Consider the following 17,500-nt stretch of genomic DNA (forward strand, 5'->3'; position numbering starts at 1 on the left):
CACGACCCGTTCCCTTTTGAGCCCAAGGCTTTTTTCCACCACCGCGGACTTCCGATCTGGTTTTTGTTGCGTGGTTTCCAGAACGCATATTTGCATTCTCAGCCTTAATCGCTTCGTAGATCGAAGCGACGCTAAGCTTGCTTTCAAAGAGTGCGGAAGGAAGTTCGATTTCTGAAATCAGCTTTCCTTCTTTAGAATACTTCTGTGCTTTCATATCTAACCCGGATTTTAAATCTTCTCGATCGTAATTACTGTGTTTGCAGTGCCGGGTACCGCCCCGCTCACGAACACAAGATTCTTTTCTTCATTGATCCGGACTACTTTCAAATTCCGGACTGTAGTTTGGAGGGAACCAGTTCTTCCGGGAAGCTTAACGCCTTTGAAAACCCGAGAAGGAGTAGAGTTCGCACCCATAGATCCAGGATGTCTGTGAAAACGAGATCCGTGTCCACCCGGTCCGCCGGCGTGTCCATGGCGTTTTACAACCCCTTGAAATCCTCTTCCTTTGCTGACCCCGGTAACTTTTACCACGTCAGAAACAGCAAAAACATCCTGAATTTTCAGAACGGAACCTGCTGTAGGAGAATCTCCGAAACTACGAAATTCTCTCAAAACTCTCTTCGGTCCGAGTCCCGCTTTCGCGAGGTGGCTCTTTTCCGCTTTGGAGAGGTGAAATTCTTTTGTATCTTGAAACGCCAACTGGATCGCTTCGTATCCGTCATTTTCAACAGACTTGACTTGAGAAACGGCACAGGGACCGACTTCCAATACAGTAACGGGAATCATATTCCCCTGCTCGTCAAAGATCTGAGACATTCCAACTTTTTTGCCGATTAATCCCTTTGCCATCGTTCCTTACCTTCAGGATTTGATATCTACAGATACCCCTGCAGGAAGCTGAAGTTTCATCAGCGCTTCTACAGTGTCTTCATTGGTATCCAGGATATCGATGAGCCGTTTGTGTGTTTTTAATTCAAACTGCTCTCTGGATTTTTTATTCACGTGCGGAGAACGAAGAACTGTGTAGATCTCTTTCTTAGTAGGAAGAGGAATCGGGCCGGAGACAGTCGCTCCGGTCCTTTTCGCAGTTGCTACGATCTCATAGGTCGATTGGTCAATCAACCTATGGTCGAACGCTTTCAGTTTTACTCTTATTTTTTGTCCGGCCATTTTTAAAGAGCTCTTACTCAATGATGTCCGCGACAACGCCGGACCCAATGGTTCTTCCACCTTCGCGAATTGCGAACTTGAGACCTTTGTCCATTGCGATCGGGCTGATCAATTCAACAGTCAGAGAAACGTTGTCACCTGGCATAACCATTTCGATTCCGTTAGGAAGGTTACAAACTCCGGTAACGTCGGTCGTTCTGAAGTAGAACTGAGGACGATAGTTGTTGATGAAAGGAGTGTGACGTCCGCCTTCATCTTTTGTTAAAACGTAAACCTCAGCGGCAAATTTTTTGTGAGGAGTGATGGATCCCGGCTTAGCGAGAACTTGTCCTCTTTCGATGTCTTCTTTTTTAGTTCCACGAAGAAGGGCACCGATGTTATCACCAGCTTCCGCTTGATCGAGAAGTTTTCTGAACATTTCGATACCGGTAACAACAGTTTTTGTTGTCGGGCGGATCCCGATGATTTCAACTTCGTCGTTCACTTTCAGAACGCCTTGTTCCACTCTTCCAGTTGCAACAGTTCCACGACCAGTGATCGAGAACACGTCTTCAACAGGCATAAGGAAAGGTTTGTCTGTAATTCTTTTTGGATTTGGAACGTAAGTGTCCAGAGCTTCCATCAATTTTAGAATTGCCGGCATACCGATTTCCGATTCATCACCTTCCAGAGCTTTTACTGCGGAACCGTGAATGATAGGGGTATCGTCGCCTGGGAAGTTGTATTTGTTAAGAAGGTCGCGAACGTCCATCTCAACCATTTCGATCATTTCAGCTCTTTCATCAGCCGCAAGCATGTCCGCCTTGTTGATGAATACGATCACGTAAGGAACACCAACCTGACGAGCGAGGAGAATGTGTTCTTTCGTTTGTGGCATTGGTCCGTCGGTTGCAGATACAACGAGGATCGCAGCGTCCATCTGAGCCGCGCCGGTGATCATGTTTTTAACATAGTCGGCGTGACCAGGACAATCTACGTGAGCGTAGTGACGGTTAGCAGTTTCATATTCCTGGTGAGAAGTAGCGATGGTGATTCCACGAGCTTTTTCTTCCGGAGCATTATCAATTTGGTCATAAGCAACAGCTTTGTTCTTACCACCGATCGCTTTTGCAAGTGTAGTAGTAATAGCTGCCGTCAGGGTTGTTTTACCATGATCCACGTGACCAATTGTACCAACGTTTAAGTGAGGTTTCGACCTATCAAATTTTTCTTTAGCCATAGCGACTGTTTAATCTCCTTACTTTTTAACGAACCCTAACGGGAATCGACTAATGTAATTACGTAATAGTGTTCAGAGTCAAAAAGGGAGTCCAGAGACAGAACACCCCTTCCCTGTGTCATATTTCTAAGCACGCTTGCAAAGCCAAGCAAGTTTTCCGTAGAAGCATTTGCGTGAACAAGCGACTTGCCATCTCCGAGCGAAACAACATTGAGAATCTTAGCGTTTCTCTTTGAGAGAGCACCTAACACATCGCCCAAGGATGAATCTGGTATCAAAATCTCTAATAGAGAAATCGGACCCACAAGTTCCGTGTTGTTCGGAATTATGTCTTTTAAGCCTTTGATGACGGCTACTTTTACAAGCGAAGAAGTTTCAATCGAAGAATCCGGAGGATCGTATCGATGAACAATAAAATCCAAACCGAGAACTTCTTCTCCCTTGGATCCCTTTGCCACTACTTCATAAAAAGCTGATGTAATGGCTTCTTCTAGTGTTTCAGTAATCTTAGTTTCAAACCGCACTTCCCTGGAAAAGCTGTTAGAGCTTGCCAGAGAGGCGTGCACCTGTCCGCTTGAGATTTTTTGATCAAACGCGGTATGCTGAAATTCACTCTGTAGGACCATTTTTTTCCAAAGCTCAAACCTTGCAACTTTTATCCCGCTGACATTCACTTTATGAGGAAAGAATTCTTTCAATCGAGAGAGAGAGACTTCGAGATGCAATTCACCGAGTCCGGAAAGTTGAATTTGCCCCGTATCGATCAGGACTTTTGTTTCTAAGCCTTCATCGAGCCAAGTGAGTTGATTGAGTGCGGTCCAGAGCCCTTCCCTTTCTTCGGAAGTTTCGGGTTCGAGAAGAATCTGGAACTGTTTTCGAACAGGACTGAGTTCCGACTTGTATTCCTTCTGCGGAGAAGAATAGAGAACGTCTCCCGGCTTGAGAGAATCGAGTCCCGGAACTACTACAATCTCTCGAATTCTGGTTTTTCCGATCTCTTCAAAATCGCGCGTGGAGATAAGATGAATGGAATCAATCGTGCCTTCTCCGGAAATAGACCAGAACTTTTGATTTTGTAGGAACTCCTTTGAAGGAAGAATGTAGACGATCTTCCCTAAATCCGGGTGGAGTTCCCGCTTAAAGGCGATTCCCAATTCTTCCGGAGGCCGAAGAGAAAAAGAGAAATTTTGAGAAAGAAGATCCAGAGAAAGTAGGAGTTCCCTCACCCCATCCCCCTGTAGTGCGGATCCGCCAAGGACGGGGAAAAATTCTCCCTTCCAAAAACCTCGGGAAAAACCCTCGCGTGCGAGAACCGAAAGAGAATCCGGATTCTTAAGATACCTTTCCGAAAGTTCGGCATCCCATTCTAAAAGAGGAAGAAGACTTTGGTCGGAACTCCGTTCTTGGAAAAGGGAAAATTCCGCGTCCTCTTTCCAGAGAAGAATCGGTTCTTTTTCGAGGACAGCTTCGAGATCCACGAGAGAGTCGGTGATATCGATTCCTTTTCGATCGAGTTTGTTGAGAAAGAATAGAATCGGGATTTTTCGTTTGCGGAGCCATTCTACGTTTTGAAGCGTCTGAGATTTGAGTCCTTCAAACGCGTCGATGAGAACTACACCGAGGTCGGCGACTACAAGAGAGGCGCTCGTCTGACTCTGAAAGTCCAAGTGGCCCGGGTTATCTAAGAATTGAAATAATACCTTCGCATCTTTTTCATTCGGCCAAAAAACCCTCGCGAGCGTGGATTGTATGGAGATCCCGCGCGCGATTTCTTCCGCGAGATAATCGGATTCGGTCGTTCCTTCTTCGATGGTTCCCGGTCTTCGGATCTTCCCCGTTTCATAAAGAATTCTTTCGAGAAGAGTTGTTTTTCCCGCGTCGATATGGGCAAAGATTCCTACGTTTAAGATTTTCATTGGTTCGACCTCGGTCTTCGCTTAAGAACTTACAAAATTAAGAATCTCTTGATGGATCGATTCTTTTTTTTTTAGAATCCGAAAAACAAATTCAAAAAGGATTGTGGATCCTTGAGTTTCGAGTTTTGGAAGTCGAAAACAAAAGACAAGATCCTGCGGAGATGCAAAAATTCCTCTCAAACAAGAAACCGATTGCGTAGAATTTCGAAAAGTCGATCTTACCTAAAACCGAAAGAAGAGAAAGTTGTCGGCGAAACGAATGCAAAAGTTATGGATTTGGAAAGATATGGCGATCTATATCGGACCGTCCTTTTCCACAAAACGTCACAGTCATTTTTTTATCCAACTCTGTTTAGGAAATAAAGAGGAATTCCGTTTAAAGGGAAGCGACGGCAATTGGTATTCCTACAAGGCCGCGCTGATTCCTTCCGGAGTGAGTCACGAGACGGAAAAGAACGATCGAGATTTTGTTTTGATTCTTCTCGATCCGATTACGATAGGAGCCGGCCTTTTTCCGGATCGCAATCTTATTCCGGGAAAACCCGCGATCGAAATCGGAGACGTCTTGGATTGGGAAAAAATTCGATTCTTCTTTGATCCTTTGGACTTTTCGCCCGAAATTTTTAAAAACGAAATCGCAAAAAGAATCCTTAAAAACGGAACCGAAAAATCGATATCCCCAAAAGACGTAAGAATCATTCGAAGTATAAAGATCCTCTCCGATTCCGAGGATACGCTCACTCTCAAGGAAGTCGCAAAAGAAGCCGAACTTTCTCCGAGTCGTTTTCGTCATCTCTTCCGGAAAGAAACGGGAATCACTTTTTCAGGTTATAGACTTTGGATCAAAACAAGGAGAGCGATCCTTTCTCTCGGAACTCAGCCTGAACTGGTTCAGGCCGCGTATCAAGGCGGGTTTGCCGACCAGGCTCATTTTAGCAGAATCTTTCGAAGATCGTTCGGAATGAGTCCTTCGGAGTTCGTAAAAGGAAAAGGTTCGCAGACATTTCGAATTTTTCCAACTTAACCCCTTCGTTCAAGACGAGTCTTTTTTTATATCGTATCTTAGAATCATGTTCTATGATTCTAAGATTCAGTTCGATTCTTCTTTTTATTTTTCGTCCTCCGTTCCGGTTATGTCAGGCAAATTACGCTCTTCGTTTTTCAAAGAAGGTTTCTTATGAAAAAAGGTTTTAAAATCCTCCGAAACGTTTTTGTTCTCCTCCTCGTTCTGATTCTTTCGATTTTTGGAATGTATTTTTGGAACCACGATCAAAAAAGAAAAGAGATCGAGGCGTTTTGGAAAGAGAGACGCGTTTCTAAGATCCGCAATTTTGGAAGCGTAAAAACGCTTTCGATTCTTCCCCTCGTAAACTGGCACAAAAGCCGAGACGGCCTGCGAACCGAGATGGGAGTTTCATATCTGATCGTCGCCGATCATAAAAAAATTCTTTTCGACGTTGCACATAACGCAAAAGGAGAATCCCCTTCTCCATTGGTTCACAATATGAAAGAATTGGGAATTTCTATCGAGGAGATCGATACGATTTTTCTTTCTCATCTTCATTTTGATCACGTGGGCGGAAAAGAATGGGAAAGAAATAGGACGTTTTCTCTCGACAAAGAACAAATCGACCTTTCCGGAAAAGAGGTTTTTTCTCCGGTTGAAATACGATATCCAAAGATAAATCCGAGAACAATCTCGAAGACCACCGTATTGTTTCCGGGAATCGCGAGTCTCGGTCCGATTCCAAGACAACTCTTTATGGGAAGAATCGACGAACAAGCCTTGGCGATCCACCTTGAAGGCAAGGGAATCGTTTTGATTTCGGGGTGCGGACATCAAACGCTTCCTAAAATGATGGAAGAAGTCGAAAACGTTTTTGAAGAAAAAATCTACGGAATCGTCGGGGATTTACACTATCCCATTCCCAACGGAAGACTCAAGTTTTTCGGTTTAAATTTGCAGAGAATTTTCGCCTCCGGAACCGACCCTTTTCATACGATTCAAGAAAAAGAAGTCGAAGAAGATATAAGATTATTAAAAAATAAGAATATTGGTCTGATCGGAATCGGCGGCCACGATAGCAGCGATGAAGTGATCCTTAAATTCGAAAAGGAATTCGAGGAAGTTTACAAAAAGGTTCGTGTAGGAGACTGGATTCATGTTATTGAAAAATCCGAGCGGAAAAATCAAATCTTTCCGACCGAAAAAAAGTAAACTTTTGATTCAAAAAAGAGTCCATTCCATTCAGGATAAAAACCAAAGGAACATTCAAAATATTGAATTTTATGAAATATGAATTTAGTTTGGAAATATTTTCAAAAAGCCGTCTTCCAATATCGATTCAAAGACCGGCTTTGGCTTTATGAACATCGCAACTCTTGGGAAAAAAATAAGACGTTACTTTCCGGGTCTGATACTGACGGGAGGAATCGGATTTATCTCCAAATATTCGGAACCCTATCTTACGGTAATAGGTTTTTCTCCTTTGACCGTGGCGATCGTGTTCGGGATTCTTATCGGAAACACGGTGTCCTTGTCCGCATCTTTTCAATTGGGAATTAAATATTCGATGCGAGAAATTCTACGTCTTTCGATCGTTCTACTCGGTTTTCGAATGACGTTTCAAGATATTGAAATGATCGGCTTACACGCATTAGCCGCTGATCTGTTGGTCGTCGTCTCCACATTCTTCTTTGCCGTTCTGATTGCGAAGAAGTGTTTTCATTTGGACGATACGATGAGCTACTTAATCGCGGCTGGGTCTTCCATCTGCGGCGCCTCGGCGGTTTTAGCGACTGCTCCGATCGTAAAATCCGAAAATCATCAAAACGCAGTCGCGATAGCAAGCGTGACATTGTTCGGAACGATTTCGATGTTTGCTTATCCTATCTTGTATAAAAGTGGATGTCTGATCGGATTAGATGATTCTAATATAGGAATTTTTTTAGGGGCAACGATTCACGAAGTCGGCCAGGTGATTTCCGCCGGTTTTTCCATCTCTGAAGAAACCGGAAAGACCGCGACGTTTGTGAAATTGACTCGTGTAATGTTCTTAGCTCCGATGTTGATTTTTTTGAGTTGGTTTTTAAACCGAAGTCGAATCAAGTCCGAAGAAGAGAATCAGCTTCGCGTTGAGAAACCCTGGTTTGTCTTTGCATTTATTCTCGTGATCGCTTTCAATTCTACCGGAATTGTTCCGAGCGCATTCGCGATATTTTTCAGTAGGACCGGTCTGTTTCTAATGTTGGTCGCGATCGCCGGGATGGGTTTGGAAACAAATCTGCAAAAAGTCAAAAAGGTCGGACTGAAGGCGATGTATTTGTCGGTCCTCATTCTCTTTTATCTTCTTTGTTCCGGTTGGTGGGTTTCGTATTTGGGTTCTCGGATCTTCCGTTGAAGGAGGTGGAGTTCCTACTTTCGTTCAAGGTGAAAACTGTTTGAAGAAAAAGTGTGAGATCCTACATTTACGGAGTCCTCAGTGAAACTTTGTTAAGACAAGAATATTAGGAGTTCCTACTTCGATTGGTCTTGCGAACCTTTTGGAAGGGAAGTAAGAGATCCTACACTTGTCGAACTCTCAGTGAAATCTTGCCAATTTTTGGGAGTTCCTACTTTTCAGCAGATCTTTCCTATCCAAAATTCTCAGAGCCTTTCTGATAAAACGGGGAGTTCCCGCACTTATCCGTCCCGAGCCGATTCCTGTTTAACGGAGGGATCCGCTCGATCACTTTTCTCAGCGAATCCTTGCTGGTCTCCGAGAAAAATCCAACCCCACATTAAAACCGCCCGGTCCCTTAAAAACAAAAAAGAGAGGCAAGTGCCTCTCTTTTTACGATCTGAAATCGACTCTCTTCTCGAGAGTCTAAAAAAATCTTTCTTACCAGCGATAGTGGGAGAATGCTTTGTTCGCTTCCGCCATTTTCCGGATATCTTCTTTTTTCTTGATAGCCGAACCGGTGCCTTTTTGTGCTTCGATAAACTCCGCCGCCAATTTAGCCGCCATTCCCTTTTCGTTTCTATCTCTGGAATAACGGATCAACCAACGGATTCCAAGAGCGAGTCGTCTTTCAGGACGAACTTCGATAGGAACCTGATAAGTAACCCCACCCACTCTTCTGGATTTAACTTCCACCTGTGGTTTAGAATTTTCTAATGCTTCACGGAATGTCGTGTAAGGATCATTCCCTGTTTTTTTCTGAATGATTTCTAACGCATCGTAGAATAATTTCTCAGCTACGGATTTCCCACCACTTAACATAAGGCAGTTAATAAACTTCGCAACTTGAACGTCGTTGTAAACTGGATCCGGAGTAATTTTCCGGGGTTCAACTTTTCCTCTTCTTCTAGACATCGATTCTTATCTCCCGATTATGCCTTAGGACGTTTCGCGCCGTATTTGGAGCGACCGTTTCTTCTTTTATCCACACCCAAGGTATCCAGGGTTCCACGGATAATATGATAACGAACCCCCGGAAGGTCTTTTACCCTTCCACCACGAATCAGGACCACGTTGTGTTCCTGAAGATTATGTCCCTCACCGGGAATGTATGCGGTAACTTCGATTCCAGTAGTAAGACGAACCCTTGCAACCTTTCTCAAAGCCGAGTTCGGTTTTTTTGGGGTGAACGTCATTACTCTTGTACAAACTCCTCTTCTCTGAGGAGAGCTCTTTAACGCAGGAGATTTTGTTCTCTTCTTCTGCTTTTGCCTGCCGTGGCGAATCAATTGACTGATTGTTGGCATGAATATCCTTCTCTAAAAAAATTTCAGATCGCTTTTTACCAGATCTTCAAACACTTCCGATTTGTAAAGTGAATGACGATCGTTCTCATTCGGCTTCAATTTGGAGAATTCTCCAAAAGGAACCATTTTGTTCCATCTCAGATTCTTCACTCCTTTTGATCGGGAAAGAAGAATCCGGATTTTCACAACACGCCGTTTCGATCGAGCGCGGCGTGCGGCTTTTTACTCGTCTCCGTCCGCGTCGGATTCTTCCGCAATCGCTTGTGGAATTTCCTCTTCCTCTTCTTCTTCCAGAGGACGGTCCAAATCTCCGTAAGTAGTTTTGAATACCGCGATATCCTTATACTTCTTCGTTCCGGTTCCCGCAGGAATCATGTGACCGATGATGACGTTCTCTTTAAGACCCATCAAGTTATCGGTTTTTCCTTTGATCGCCGCGTCGGTAAGAACTTTCGTAGTTTCCTGGAAAGAAGCCGCCGAGAAGAACGATTCCGTATTCAAGGACGCTTTTGTAAGTCCAAGAAGAATCGGAACCGAGTCCGCAGGAGAACCACCTTCCGCGATCACTCTTTTGTTTTCGTCGTTGAAAACAAGACGATCGATCTGTTGCTGATTCACAAAGCTTGTATCGCCGGAATCGGTAATCAGAACTTTTCTGAGCATCTGGCGAACCACAACTTCGATGTGTTTATCGTTGATATGAACCCCTTGGAGTCTGTAGACCTCTTGGACTTCTTGTACGAGATAGACTTGAAGCGCGGTAACACCTTTTACGCGAAGAATGTCGTGAGGATCGAGATTACCGTCGTCGATCTGATCCCCTCTCTTCACGAAGTCTCCGTTACGAACCCGAATCTGTTTTCCGATCGGAATCGCAACTTTTACTTTTTCCTGATCCGGATTGTCCGGGTGGATATAAAGAATCCGTTTTTCTTTTACGATCTCTCCGCTGATTTCGATTCTACCATCGGTCTCTGCAAGAGTTGTAGCATCCTTAGGTCTTCTCGCTTCGAAAAGTTCGTCCACCCTTGGAAGACCGCCGGTAATATCTCGAGTTTTCTCGGCTACCGTCGGGATTTTGAAAAGAATGTCTCCGGCTTTAACCTTGTCGCCGTCTTGAACGGAGATAAGCGCATCCACAGGAACTGAATACTCTTCTCTTGAGCTTCCGGATATAACCGCGATCCTCGGGTTGAGCTTTTCTCTTCTCTGTTCGATCACTTTCAGAAGAATGTTGGAAGTCTTAACGTCCTCGTCTCTTCTTACGTTCTTACCGATCTCGAGATCCATCCACTGAATGCTTCCGTCGAATTCGGAAATACCGACTTCGTTATAAGGGTCAAATTCAGCGATCGGTTGGTTCGGCTGTGTGATATCGTTCACTTTTACGTTTACGACGGTTCCAGTCTTAACCGGAATCACGGCCTCTTCTCCCAAGATTCTGAAAACCCCGTTCTCAATGTGAATGGCTCCCGGCATTTCGGAAGTGATGTTCTCGCCGCTCGGAGCGGTTGCAACCAATTCCCCTTTGTCCACCTTCTGACCGTTTTCAACTCTCAAGTTGGAAAGTTCTTCCATCTTGTATTGTTGAATCAATCTCTGAATTACGATGGACCCGCGACGAGAGAATACGTTTTGTTCTTTATCGTTACGGAGCAAACGTCCGTTGATATTGTTTACGATCGCAGTATAAGAAACTTTGTGTTCTTTTTCCTGAACCTTTGCGGACGCCGCACCACCGATGTGGAACGTTCTCATCGTAAGCTGAGTTCCAGGTTGTCCGATCGACTGGGCCGCGATGGTTCCGACCGCTTCCCCTATTTCCGCAGGAATGAGTCTCGCCATGTCCATACCGTAACAGCAGATACAAACGCCTTGTTTGGATTCGCAAGTCAGAGGAGAACGAACTCGGATCTTATCATAACCGAGGTTTTCGATTTTTTGTCCGACTTCTCTTGTGATCAGAGTGTTTCTTGGATACACGACTTGGTCGGTAACAGGATCGATAATACTTTCAGCGGTATAACGCCCGAAGACGCGGTCGTTCAAGGAAACGATCACGTTCTCGCCTTCTTTTACGATACCTAAGGAAATGGATTCTTCCGTTCCGCAATCGTCTTCGGAGATGATTACGTCCTGAGAAATATCCACAAGACGACGAGTGAGATACCCTGCGTCCGCGGTCTTTAACGCCGTATCCGCAAGACCTTTTCTCGCACCGTGAGTGGAGATGAAGAATTCAAGAACCGAAAGACCTTCGCGGAAGTTGGAACGAATCGCGAGCTCGATGATTTCTCCCGAAGGTTTCGCCATAAGACCGCGCATTCCCGCGAGCTGACGAATCTGTTGTTTCGATCCTCTTGCACCGGAAGCCGCCATGATGAACACGGGATTGAATCCGCCCTTGTCTTTTTCCAGTTCCTTGAACATGGATTCGGTGATGAGGTCGTTGGTTTTTGTCCAGATCTCGATTACCTTTTTACGGCGTTCTTCGTTTGTGATGATACCTTTGCGATACTCGGAGTCGGCTTTTTCGACTTCTTTGTTCGCGTCTCCTACGAGACCGACCTTACCCGGAGACACACGGATGTCTTCGATGGAGATGGTAGGAGCGAAAAGAGTCGCATAACGATATCCTAATTTTTTAATATCGTCGAGCATCAAAACCGTTTTTGCAGGACCGTATTTGTCGTAAACGTCCGCGATGATCTTGTTTGTTTCCTTATCGGAAAGAGCCTTGTTTACGTAAGCGTAACCTTCCGGAAGAATGGTGTTGAAGATCAATCTTCCCGGAGTCGTTTCCAGAATCTTTCCTTGGTGATAAACGCTGATCTTGGTTCTAAATTCTACCACGCCTCTATCGATCGCGTAGTGAACCTCGTCCAAGTTCGAGAAAGATTTCAGAGGAACGCCGGCAGGAGTCGGAAGTTCGGAAGTTAGATAATAAATTCCTAATACGATATCCTGAGTCGGTCCGCAGATCGGATGTCCGTTTGCGGGGTTGAGAATGTTGTGAGGAGAAAGCATCAACATCCAAGTTTCCAACTGGGCCTTTGGAGTCAGAGGAACGTGGATCGCCATCTGGTCACCGTCGAAGTCGGCGTTGAACGCGTGACATACGAGAGGATGGAGCTTGATCGCCTTTCCTTCCACAAGGATCGGTAAGAACGCCTGGATCCCGAGACGGTGAAGGGTCGGAGCTCTGTTCAACATCACAGGGTGCTCTTTTACGACGTATTCTAAAACGTCGAAAACTTCTTTGTCTTCGGCTTCCACTTTCTTTTTAGCGGACTTGATGTTCGGAGCTAAATCCAGATCCACAAGTCTCTTCATGATAAAAGGTTTGAAAAGTTCCAAAGCCATTTTCTTTGGAAGGCCCATCTCGTGGTATTTCAGCTCGGGACCGACTACGATTACGGAACGACCGGAGTAGTCGACCCGCTTACCGAGAAGGTTCTGACGGAAACGACCTTGTTTCCCTTTGAGCATGTCAGAGATGGATTTAAGAGGACGGTTTCCCTTTCCTTTGACCGCCCGTTTTCTACGAGAGTTGTCAAACAAAGCGTCAACGGCTTCCTGCAACATTCTCTTTTCGTTACGAACGATGATCTCGGGAGCTTTCAGAGCGAGAAGTCTTTTGAGACGGTTGTTACGGTTGATGACACGACGGTAAAGGTCGTTCAAGTCGGAAGTTGCGAATCTACCACCTTCCAACTGAACCATAGGACGAAGTTCTGGAGGAATGACGGGAACGATGTCGAGCACCATCCACTCGGGGCGGTTTCCGGAATCACGGAACGCTTCCAAAACTTCCAGACGTTTGAGAATTCTTTTATCGGAGATTTTATCTTTGTCCTGGATTTTTTGGCGGATCATTCTCGCTTCCGCGTCGACGTCGATACGGGCTAGAAGTTCTTTGATCGCGTCCGCGCCGATCCCTGCAACGAACTTGTCTCCGTACTCGTCGAGGTAAGCGTGGTATTCTTCTTCGTCGATGAGTTCACCGCGGTTTCTTCCCGAATCCGCAGGATCGATGATTACATATTTTTCAAAGTAGAGGACGCTCTTTAACTGGTTCACAGTCATATCGAGCAAAAGTCCCATTCTCGAAGGAACGGAACGATAATACCAAATATGAGAAACCGGGGCCGCGAGTTCGATATGGCCCATTCTTTCACGACGAACTTTAGAGTGAGTTACCTCTACCCCGCACTTATCGCAAACCACACCCTTGTAACGGATGGACTTGAACTTACCGCAGTAACATTCCCAGTCTTTAGTGGTTCCGAAAATTTTCTCGCAGAAAAGACCGTCTTTCTCGGGTTTTAAGGTCCGGTAGTTGATGGTCTCTGGTTTTTTAACTTCTCCGTAAGACCATTCTTTGATCCTTTCGGGAGAAGCCAGGCGGATTGTAATCGATTCGAAGTCGTTATGGGATCTCATTGTTATGCGTTCTCTATAGTCTCGAATTTAATTTTTTTCTTACTCTTAGAATATTCATCTTCGTAGTCGGAAATATCCACAGTGTTTCCTTCCGAGTCGGTGATGATGATATCCAGAGCAAGCCCTCTAAGCTCTTGAACCAATACGTTGAAGGATTCGGGGATACCAGGTTTGATGGAATGGATTCCCTTTACGATCGCTTCGTAGATTCTCGCACGTCCGAGCATATCATCGGACTTGATGGTCAAAAGTTCCTGAAGAGTATGAGAAGCGCCGTAAGCTTCGAGAGCCCAGACTTCCATTTCCCCAAGACGCTGACCCCCGAACTGAGCCTTTCCTCCGAGCGGTTGTTGAGTCACCAAAGAGTAAGGACCGGTCGATCTTGCGTGGATCTTATCTTCCACCAAGTGAGCGAGTTTTAGGATATAGATATAACCGCAGAAGACTTCGTTCATAAAAGGAAGTCCGGTTCTACCGTCAAAAAGTTTGAATTTAGAATTCAGAGGAAGATTCGCCTCTTTGCAGAAGTTGTCCACGTCGGTTTCTTCGGCGCCGTCAAAGACCGGAGTTTCAAAAGAAATTCCGAGTTTGCTCGCGGCAAAACCCAACTGAGTTTCAAAAATCTGACCGAGGTTCATCCGTGAAGGAACGCCTAACGGGTTTAAGACGATGTCCATCGGAGTTCCGTCTTCCATGTAAGGCATGTCTTCTTCCGCCATTACACGAGCGACGACCCCTTTGTTACCGTGGCGTCCGGCCATTTTATCCCCAACCAGAAGTTTTCTCTTTCTGGCTACGAATACCTTCACCATTTCTTCCACGCCCGCAGGAAGTTCGTCTTGATTCTCGCGTGAGAATCGTTTGATATCGATGACGGTTCCTTCAAAACCGTTCGGCATTCTGAGAGAAGAATCACGAACGTCCTTGGCTTTTTCACCAAAGATAGAATGAAGAAGTTTGTATTCCGGTGTTAGATCGGTTTCCCCTTTTGGAGTCACCATTCCCACGAGAATATCTCCCGGTTTCACTTCCGCGCCGACACGAATCACACCGGTTTCGTCCAAATCACGGAACGCTTTGTCCGAAAGATTCGGAATATCTCGAGTGATTTGTTCCGGGCCGAGTTTTGTTTCTCTGGCTTGGATCTCGAATTCTTCGATGTGGATGGAAGAGAAAACGTCGTCGCGAACGATTCTTTCGGAAATCAAAATCGCATCTTCGAAGTTGTAACCTTCCCAAGGCATAAACGCCGCAAGGACGTTTCTACCGAGAGCAAGAACTCCGTTGTCGACCGCAGGACCGTCGGCAAGAACGGTTCCCTTCACGAGAATATTTCCGATCTCATCCAACTTCTCACCTGCGACGATTTGTCCCGCGAGAGTGGTTCCGCGTTTTACTTCGTCTCCGGAAGAAACGATCGGAGAATATTGTCTGCTTCCCATCTGGAGAATGTATTCTTTCACATCTCCGTTATCGCGTGTGACTTCTATTTTTTCTTTCGAAACCTTGGTTACTTTTCCGTCGTAATCGGAGTGAACCACTCCGACGATCGGCTTCTGGTTGAAGCAGGTTCCTTGGTTGGTCTTTTTGAATTTTGTAAGATCGTAGGTATCGGATTCTTTTCCGCCCTTTCTTTCCACGACGATTTTTTCCGCATCCACGGAAACGACAACTCCGTCGTGTTTGTTCACGATACAAATTCTAGAATCGTAAGCGGCTCTGGTTTCCATTCCCGTTCCGACAAAAGGAGCTTCTTCACGGAGAAGAGGAACCGCTTGACGTTGCATGTTGGAACCCATCAAGGCGCGGTTCGCGTCGTCGTGTTCCAAGAAAGGAATGAGCGCCGTAGAAACCGAAACGACTTGAAGAGGAGCCAAGTCCATGTATTGGATCTCGCTCGGGTTACGGAAAGGAAAGTCCCCTCTGTGACGAGTGGAGATCAATTTGTTTTTGAGTTCTCCTTTTTCGTCGAGAACACCCGATGCTTGTGCGATATAATGATATTCTTCTTTGTCTGCGGTAAGGTGTTCGATCTGACCGGTGACTTTGGAATTTTTAACCGTTCTGTAAGGAGTTTCTAAGAATCCGTAGTCGTTTACACGAGCATACGAAGACATAGAAAGAATCAGACCGATGTTCGGACCTTCCGGAGTTTCAATCGGACACATTCTACCGTAGTGAGAATAGTGAACGTCCCGCACTTCCATACCGGCTCTATCTCTGGAAAGACCTCCGGGACCGAGCGCGTTCAATCTTCGTTTGTGAGTCAATTCCGCGAGAGGGTTTGTCTGATCCATAAACTGAGAAAGTTGAGAAGAACCGAAAAATTCGTTGATCACCGCGGTGATCGGTTTGATCGAAATGAGAAGTTGAGGAGTTTGGGTTTCAATCTCCTGAACGGTCATTCTTTCCTTGATCACTCTTTCCACTCTGGAGAATCCGGTTTTGAGTTGGTTCGAGATCAACTCACCGACCGAACGGATCCTTCTGTTTCCAAGGTGATCGATATCGTCCGGATAGTAGTTTTCTGTTTCGGAGAAAAGATTCAGAATGTAACGAACCGTTTCGATGATGTCCGCCGGTCTCAGGACGCGCGCTTTTTCACCGGAAAATTCTTTCGGGTTATTGAATTCAAACTTAGAATTGATTTTGTAACGACCCACGTCTCCGAGATCGAAAGTTTTCGGAGAGAAGAAAAGACGAGTCAACTCCGTAGTCGCGTTCTCGATGGTGGAAGGTTCGCCCTGACGCATCAAAGAGTGGAATTTAAGAATCGCATCCTCGTAGTCGTTGACCCCGTCTTTTTCAAGAGCGTTGATCAGAATCGGGTTATCTTTTCCTTTCGGGAATTCGATCAGTTCGACTTCTTTTACCTTCATCTCTTTTAAGATGGAGATATTGTCTTCGTTGACCTTGGAACCGGCTTCGAGCATTACCTCTCCGGTTTCCATGTTGATGATATCGTTGATGGTTCTTCTTCCCAGAATCTTTTTCAGATCTTTGGAAGTAGCGCCGGCGATTTTTTCTTTTCTGGAACTGTAGAAAAGACGAAGAACTTCTTCGTTGGTTCCGTGTCCTAATGATTTGATGAGAAGAGTGGCAGGGAATTTTTTCTTTCTGTCGATTTTCGCGATCAGAATTCCCTTGTTGTCCATTTCGAATTCCAACCAAGAGCCTCTGTAAGGAATCACTCTAGCTGAGAAAACGTCTCTTTCCATATCATAAGAAAAGAATATACCTGGAGAACGGTGAAGCTGAGAAACGACGACACGTTCCGCTCCGTTGATGATAAACGTTCCCTGCTCGGTCATCACGGGAAGATCGCCCATGTAAACCGTTTGTTCGCGGATTTCTCCGGTTTCTTTGATGATTAACCTGATAACTGCTTTTAACGGAAGTGCGAATGTCGCGTCCGTGTCTTTACATTCTTGAGGAGAACGTTTTGGTTCTCCGAGAACATAATGACTGTATTCCATGATCATGTCGTTGTTGGGGCTTTCGATCGGAAAGGTCTCCCGGAATACAGCTTCTAATCCTTGATGCTTTCTTTTGGTTTCATCCTTAACGTCTGTCTGAAGAAACCAGTCAAAAGAACGCTTCTGAATTTGAATCAAGTTAGGAAGGTAATCCAGATTCGTGATTTTTCCGAAATTTACCCGTTTTCTCTCTACTTGACCGTACATTCTTTGTGCTCCCTATCGATGATGAAAAAAACTATGACCTGTATAAACAAGATGAACCTAAATTCTCGCTTTGGGCAAAAAAGAAGGAATCGAACTCTTTCAGCGTAGGGTCTTTTTTTAGAAAAGATACCAAAATTCTGAAAGGCTGTAAATACAAACGAGCAAGAGGGCCTGAAACCAGGCCTCCTTGCCGTGAGTGAAAGGATTTTTTGAAAGCTAGCGCTAACAGAGCTCTAACGAAACGATTAGCTCGCTTTGAGTTCAATCTGTGCGCCAACGCCCTCGAGTTTCTTTTTGAGGTCATCAGCTTCTGCCTTAGAAA

The 17,500-nt window shown here is 45.2% G+C and carries 13 protein-coding genes (2 of these 13 cut by a window edge); 3 read left to right on the plus strand and 10 right to left on the minus strand.

All coding sequences use genetic code 11. The features are described from left to right. The 5 genes in view from rplD to JWG44_RS21120 are tightly spaced (at most 35 nt apart) and all read right to left on the minus strand, a layout consistent with a single transcriptional unit that may run on beyond the window. A protein-coding gene (rplD, locus tag JWG44_RS21100; protein ID WP_205276996.1) for a 50S ribosomal protein L4 crosses the window boundary here: on the minus strand, window positions 1–214 show its 5' end (the start). 422 nt of this gene lie to the left of the window's left edge; the window shows 214 of its 636 coding nt (coding positions 1–214); its start codon is at window positions 212–214; its stop codon lies beyond the left edge, outside the window. 14 nt (window positions 215–228) lie between these two features. Further along, window positions 229–849 carry a 50S ribosomal protein L3 gene (rplC, locus tag JWG44_RS21105; RefSeq protein WP_118967637.1) on the minus strand — a complete coding sequence of 207 codons (621 nt, stop codon included), beginning with the start codon at window positions 847–849 and terminating at the stop codon, window positions 229–231. A 12-nt stretch (window positions 850–861) separates the two neighbouring features. Beyond that, a complete protein-coding gene (gene rpsJ, locus JWG44_RS21110) occupies window positions 862–1,170 on the minus strand; it encodes a 30S ribosomal protein S10 (protein ID WP_000918607.1) in 309 nt (102 codons plus the stop codon). Between the two features lie 13 nt (window positions 1,171–1,183). Further along, on the minus strand, window positions 1,184–2,389 hold the full coding sequence (gene tuf / locus JWG44_RS21115) for an elongation factor Tu (protein WP_069608386.1): 1,206 nt from the start codon (window positions 2,387–2,389) through the stop codon (window positions 1,184–1,186). Between the two features lie 35 nt (window positions 2,390–2,424). Then, on the minus strand, window positions 2,425–4,305 hold the full coding sequence (locus tag JWG44_RS21120; RefSeq protein ID WP_205276997.1) for an elongation factor G-like protein: 1,881 nt from the start codon (window positions 4,303–4,305) through the stop codon (window positions 2,425–2,427). Window positions 4,306–4,564: 259 nt separating this feature from the next. On the opposite strand from JWG44_RS21120, the gene JWG44_RS21125 reads away from it, so the two are divergent. From JWG44_RS21125 to JWG44_RS21135, 3 genes are all read left to right on the plus strand, one after another. Further along, window positions 4,565–5,329, plus strand: a complete 765-nt coding sequence (locus JWG44_RS21125) for a helix-turn-helix transcriptional regulator (RefSeq protein WP_205276998.1) — start codon at window positions 4,565–4,567, stop codon at window positions 5,327–5,329. Between the two features lie 153 nt (window positions 5,330–5,482). Beyond that, window positions 5,483–6,523, plus strand: a complete 1,041-nt coding sequence (locus JWG44_RS21130) for an MBL fold metallo-hydrolase (protein ID WP_205276999.1) — start codon at window positions 5,483–5,485, stop codon at window positions 6,521–6,523. A gap of 148 nt (window positions 6,524–6,671) precedes the next feature. Continuing rightward, on the plus strand, window positions 6,672–7,706 hold the full coding sequence (locus JWG44_RS21135; RefSeq protein ID WP_205277000.1) for a YeiH family protein: 1,035 nt from the start codon (window positions 6,672–6,674) through the stop codon (window positions 7,704–7,706). 480 nt (window positions 7,707–8,186) lie between these two features. Here the strand turns inward: JWG44_RS21135 and rpsG are convergent, their stop codons facing one another. The 5 genes from rpsG to rplL all read right to left on the minus strand — a co-directional run. Then, on the minus strand, window positions 8,187–8,660 hold the full coding sequence (gene rpsG, locus JWG44_RS21140; protein WP_069608389.1) for a 30S ribosomal protein S7: 474 nt from the start codon (window positions 8,658–8,660) through the stop codon (window positions 8,187–8,189). A gap of 17 nt (window positions 8,661–8,677) precedes the next feature. Next, entirely contained in the window at window positions 8,678–9,052 is a 375-nt protein-coding gene (gene rpsL, locus JWG44_RS21145) for a 30S ribosomal protein S12 (protein WP_001142358.1), read from the minus strand. Window positions 9,053–9,274: 222 nt separating this feature from the next. Next, on the minus strand, window positions 9,275–13,495 hold the full coding sequence (gene rpoC / locus JWG44_RS21150) for a DNA-directed RNA polymerase subunit beta' (protein ID WP_205277001.1): 4,221 nt from the start codon (window positions 13,493–13,495) through the stop codon (window positions 9,275–9,277). 2 nt (window positions 13,496–13,497) lie between these two features. After that, on the minus strand, window positions 13,498–17,178 hold the full coding sequence (gene rpoB / locus JWG44_RS21155) for a DNA-directed RNA polymerase subunit beta (protein ID WP_205277002.1): 3,681 nt from the start codon (window positions 17,176–17,178) through the stop codon (window positions 13,498–13,500). 245 nt (window positions 17,179–17,423) lie between these two features. Then, window positions 17,424–17,500, minus strand: partial view of a 50S ribosomal protein L7/L12 gene (gene rplL / locus JWG44_RS21160; protein WP_118967631.1) — the 3' portion only. The gene runs 301 nt beyond the window's last position; the window shows 77 of its 378 coding nt (coding positions 302–378); its start codon lies off the right edge, out of view; its stop codon occupies window positions 17,424–17,426.

Source organism: Leptospira ainazelensis, assembly GCF_016918785.1.
GTDB lineage: Bacteria > Spirochaetota > Leptospiria > Leptospirales > Leptospiraceae > Leptospira > Leptospira ainazelensis.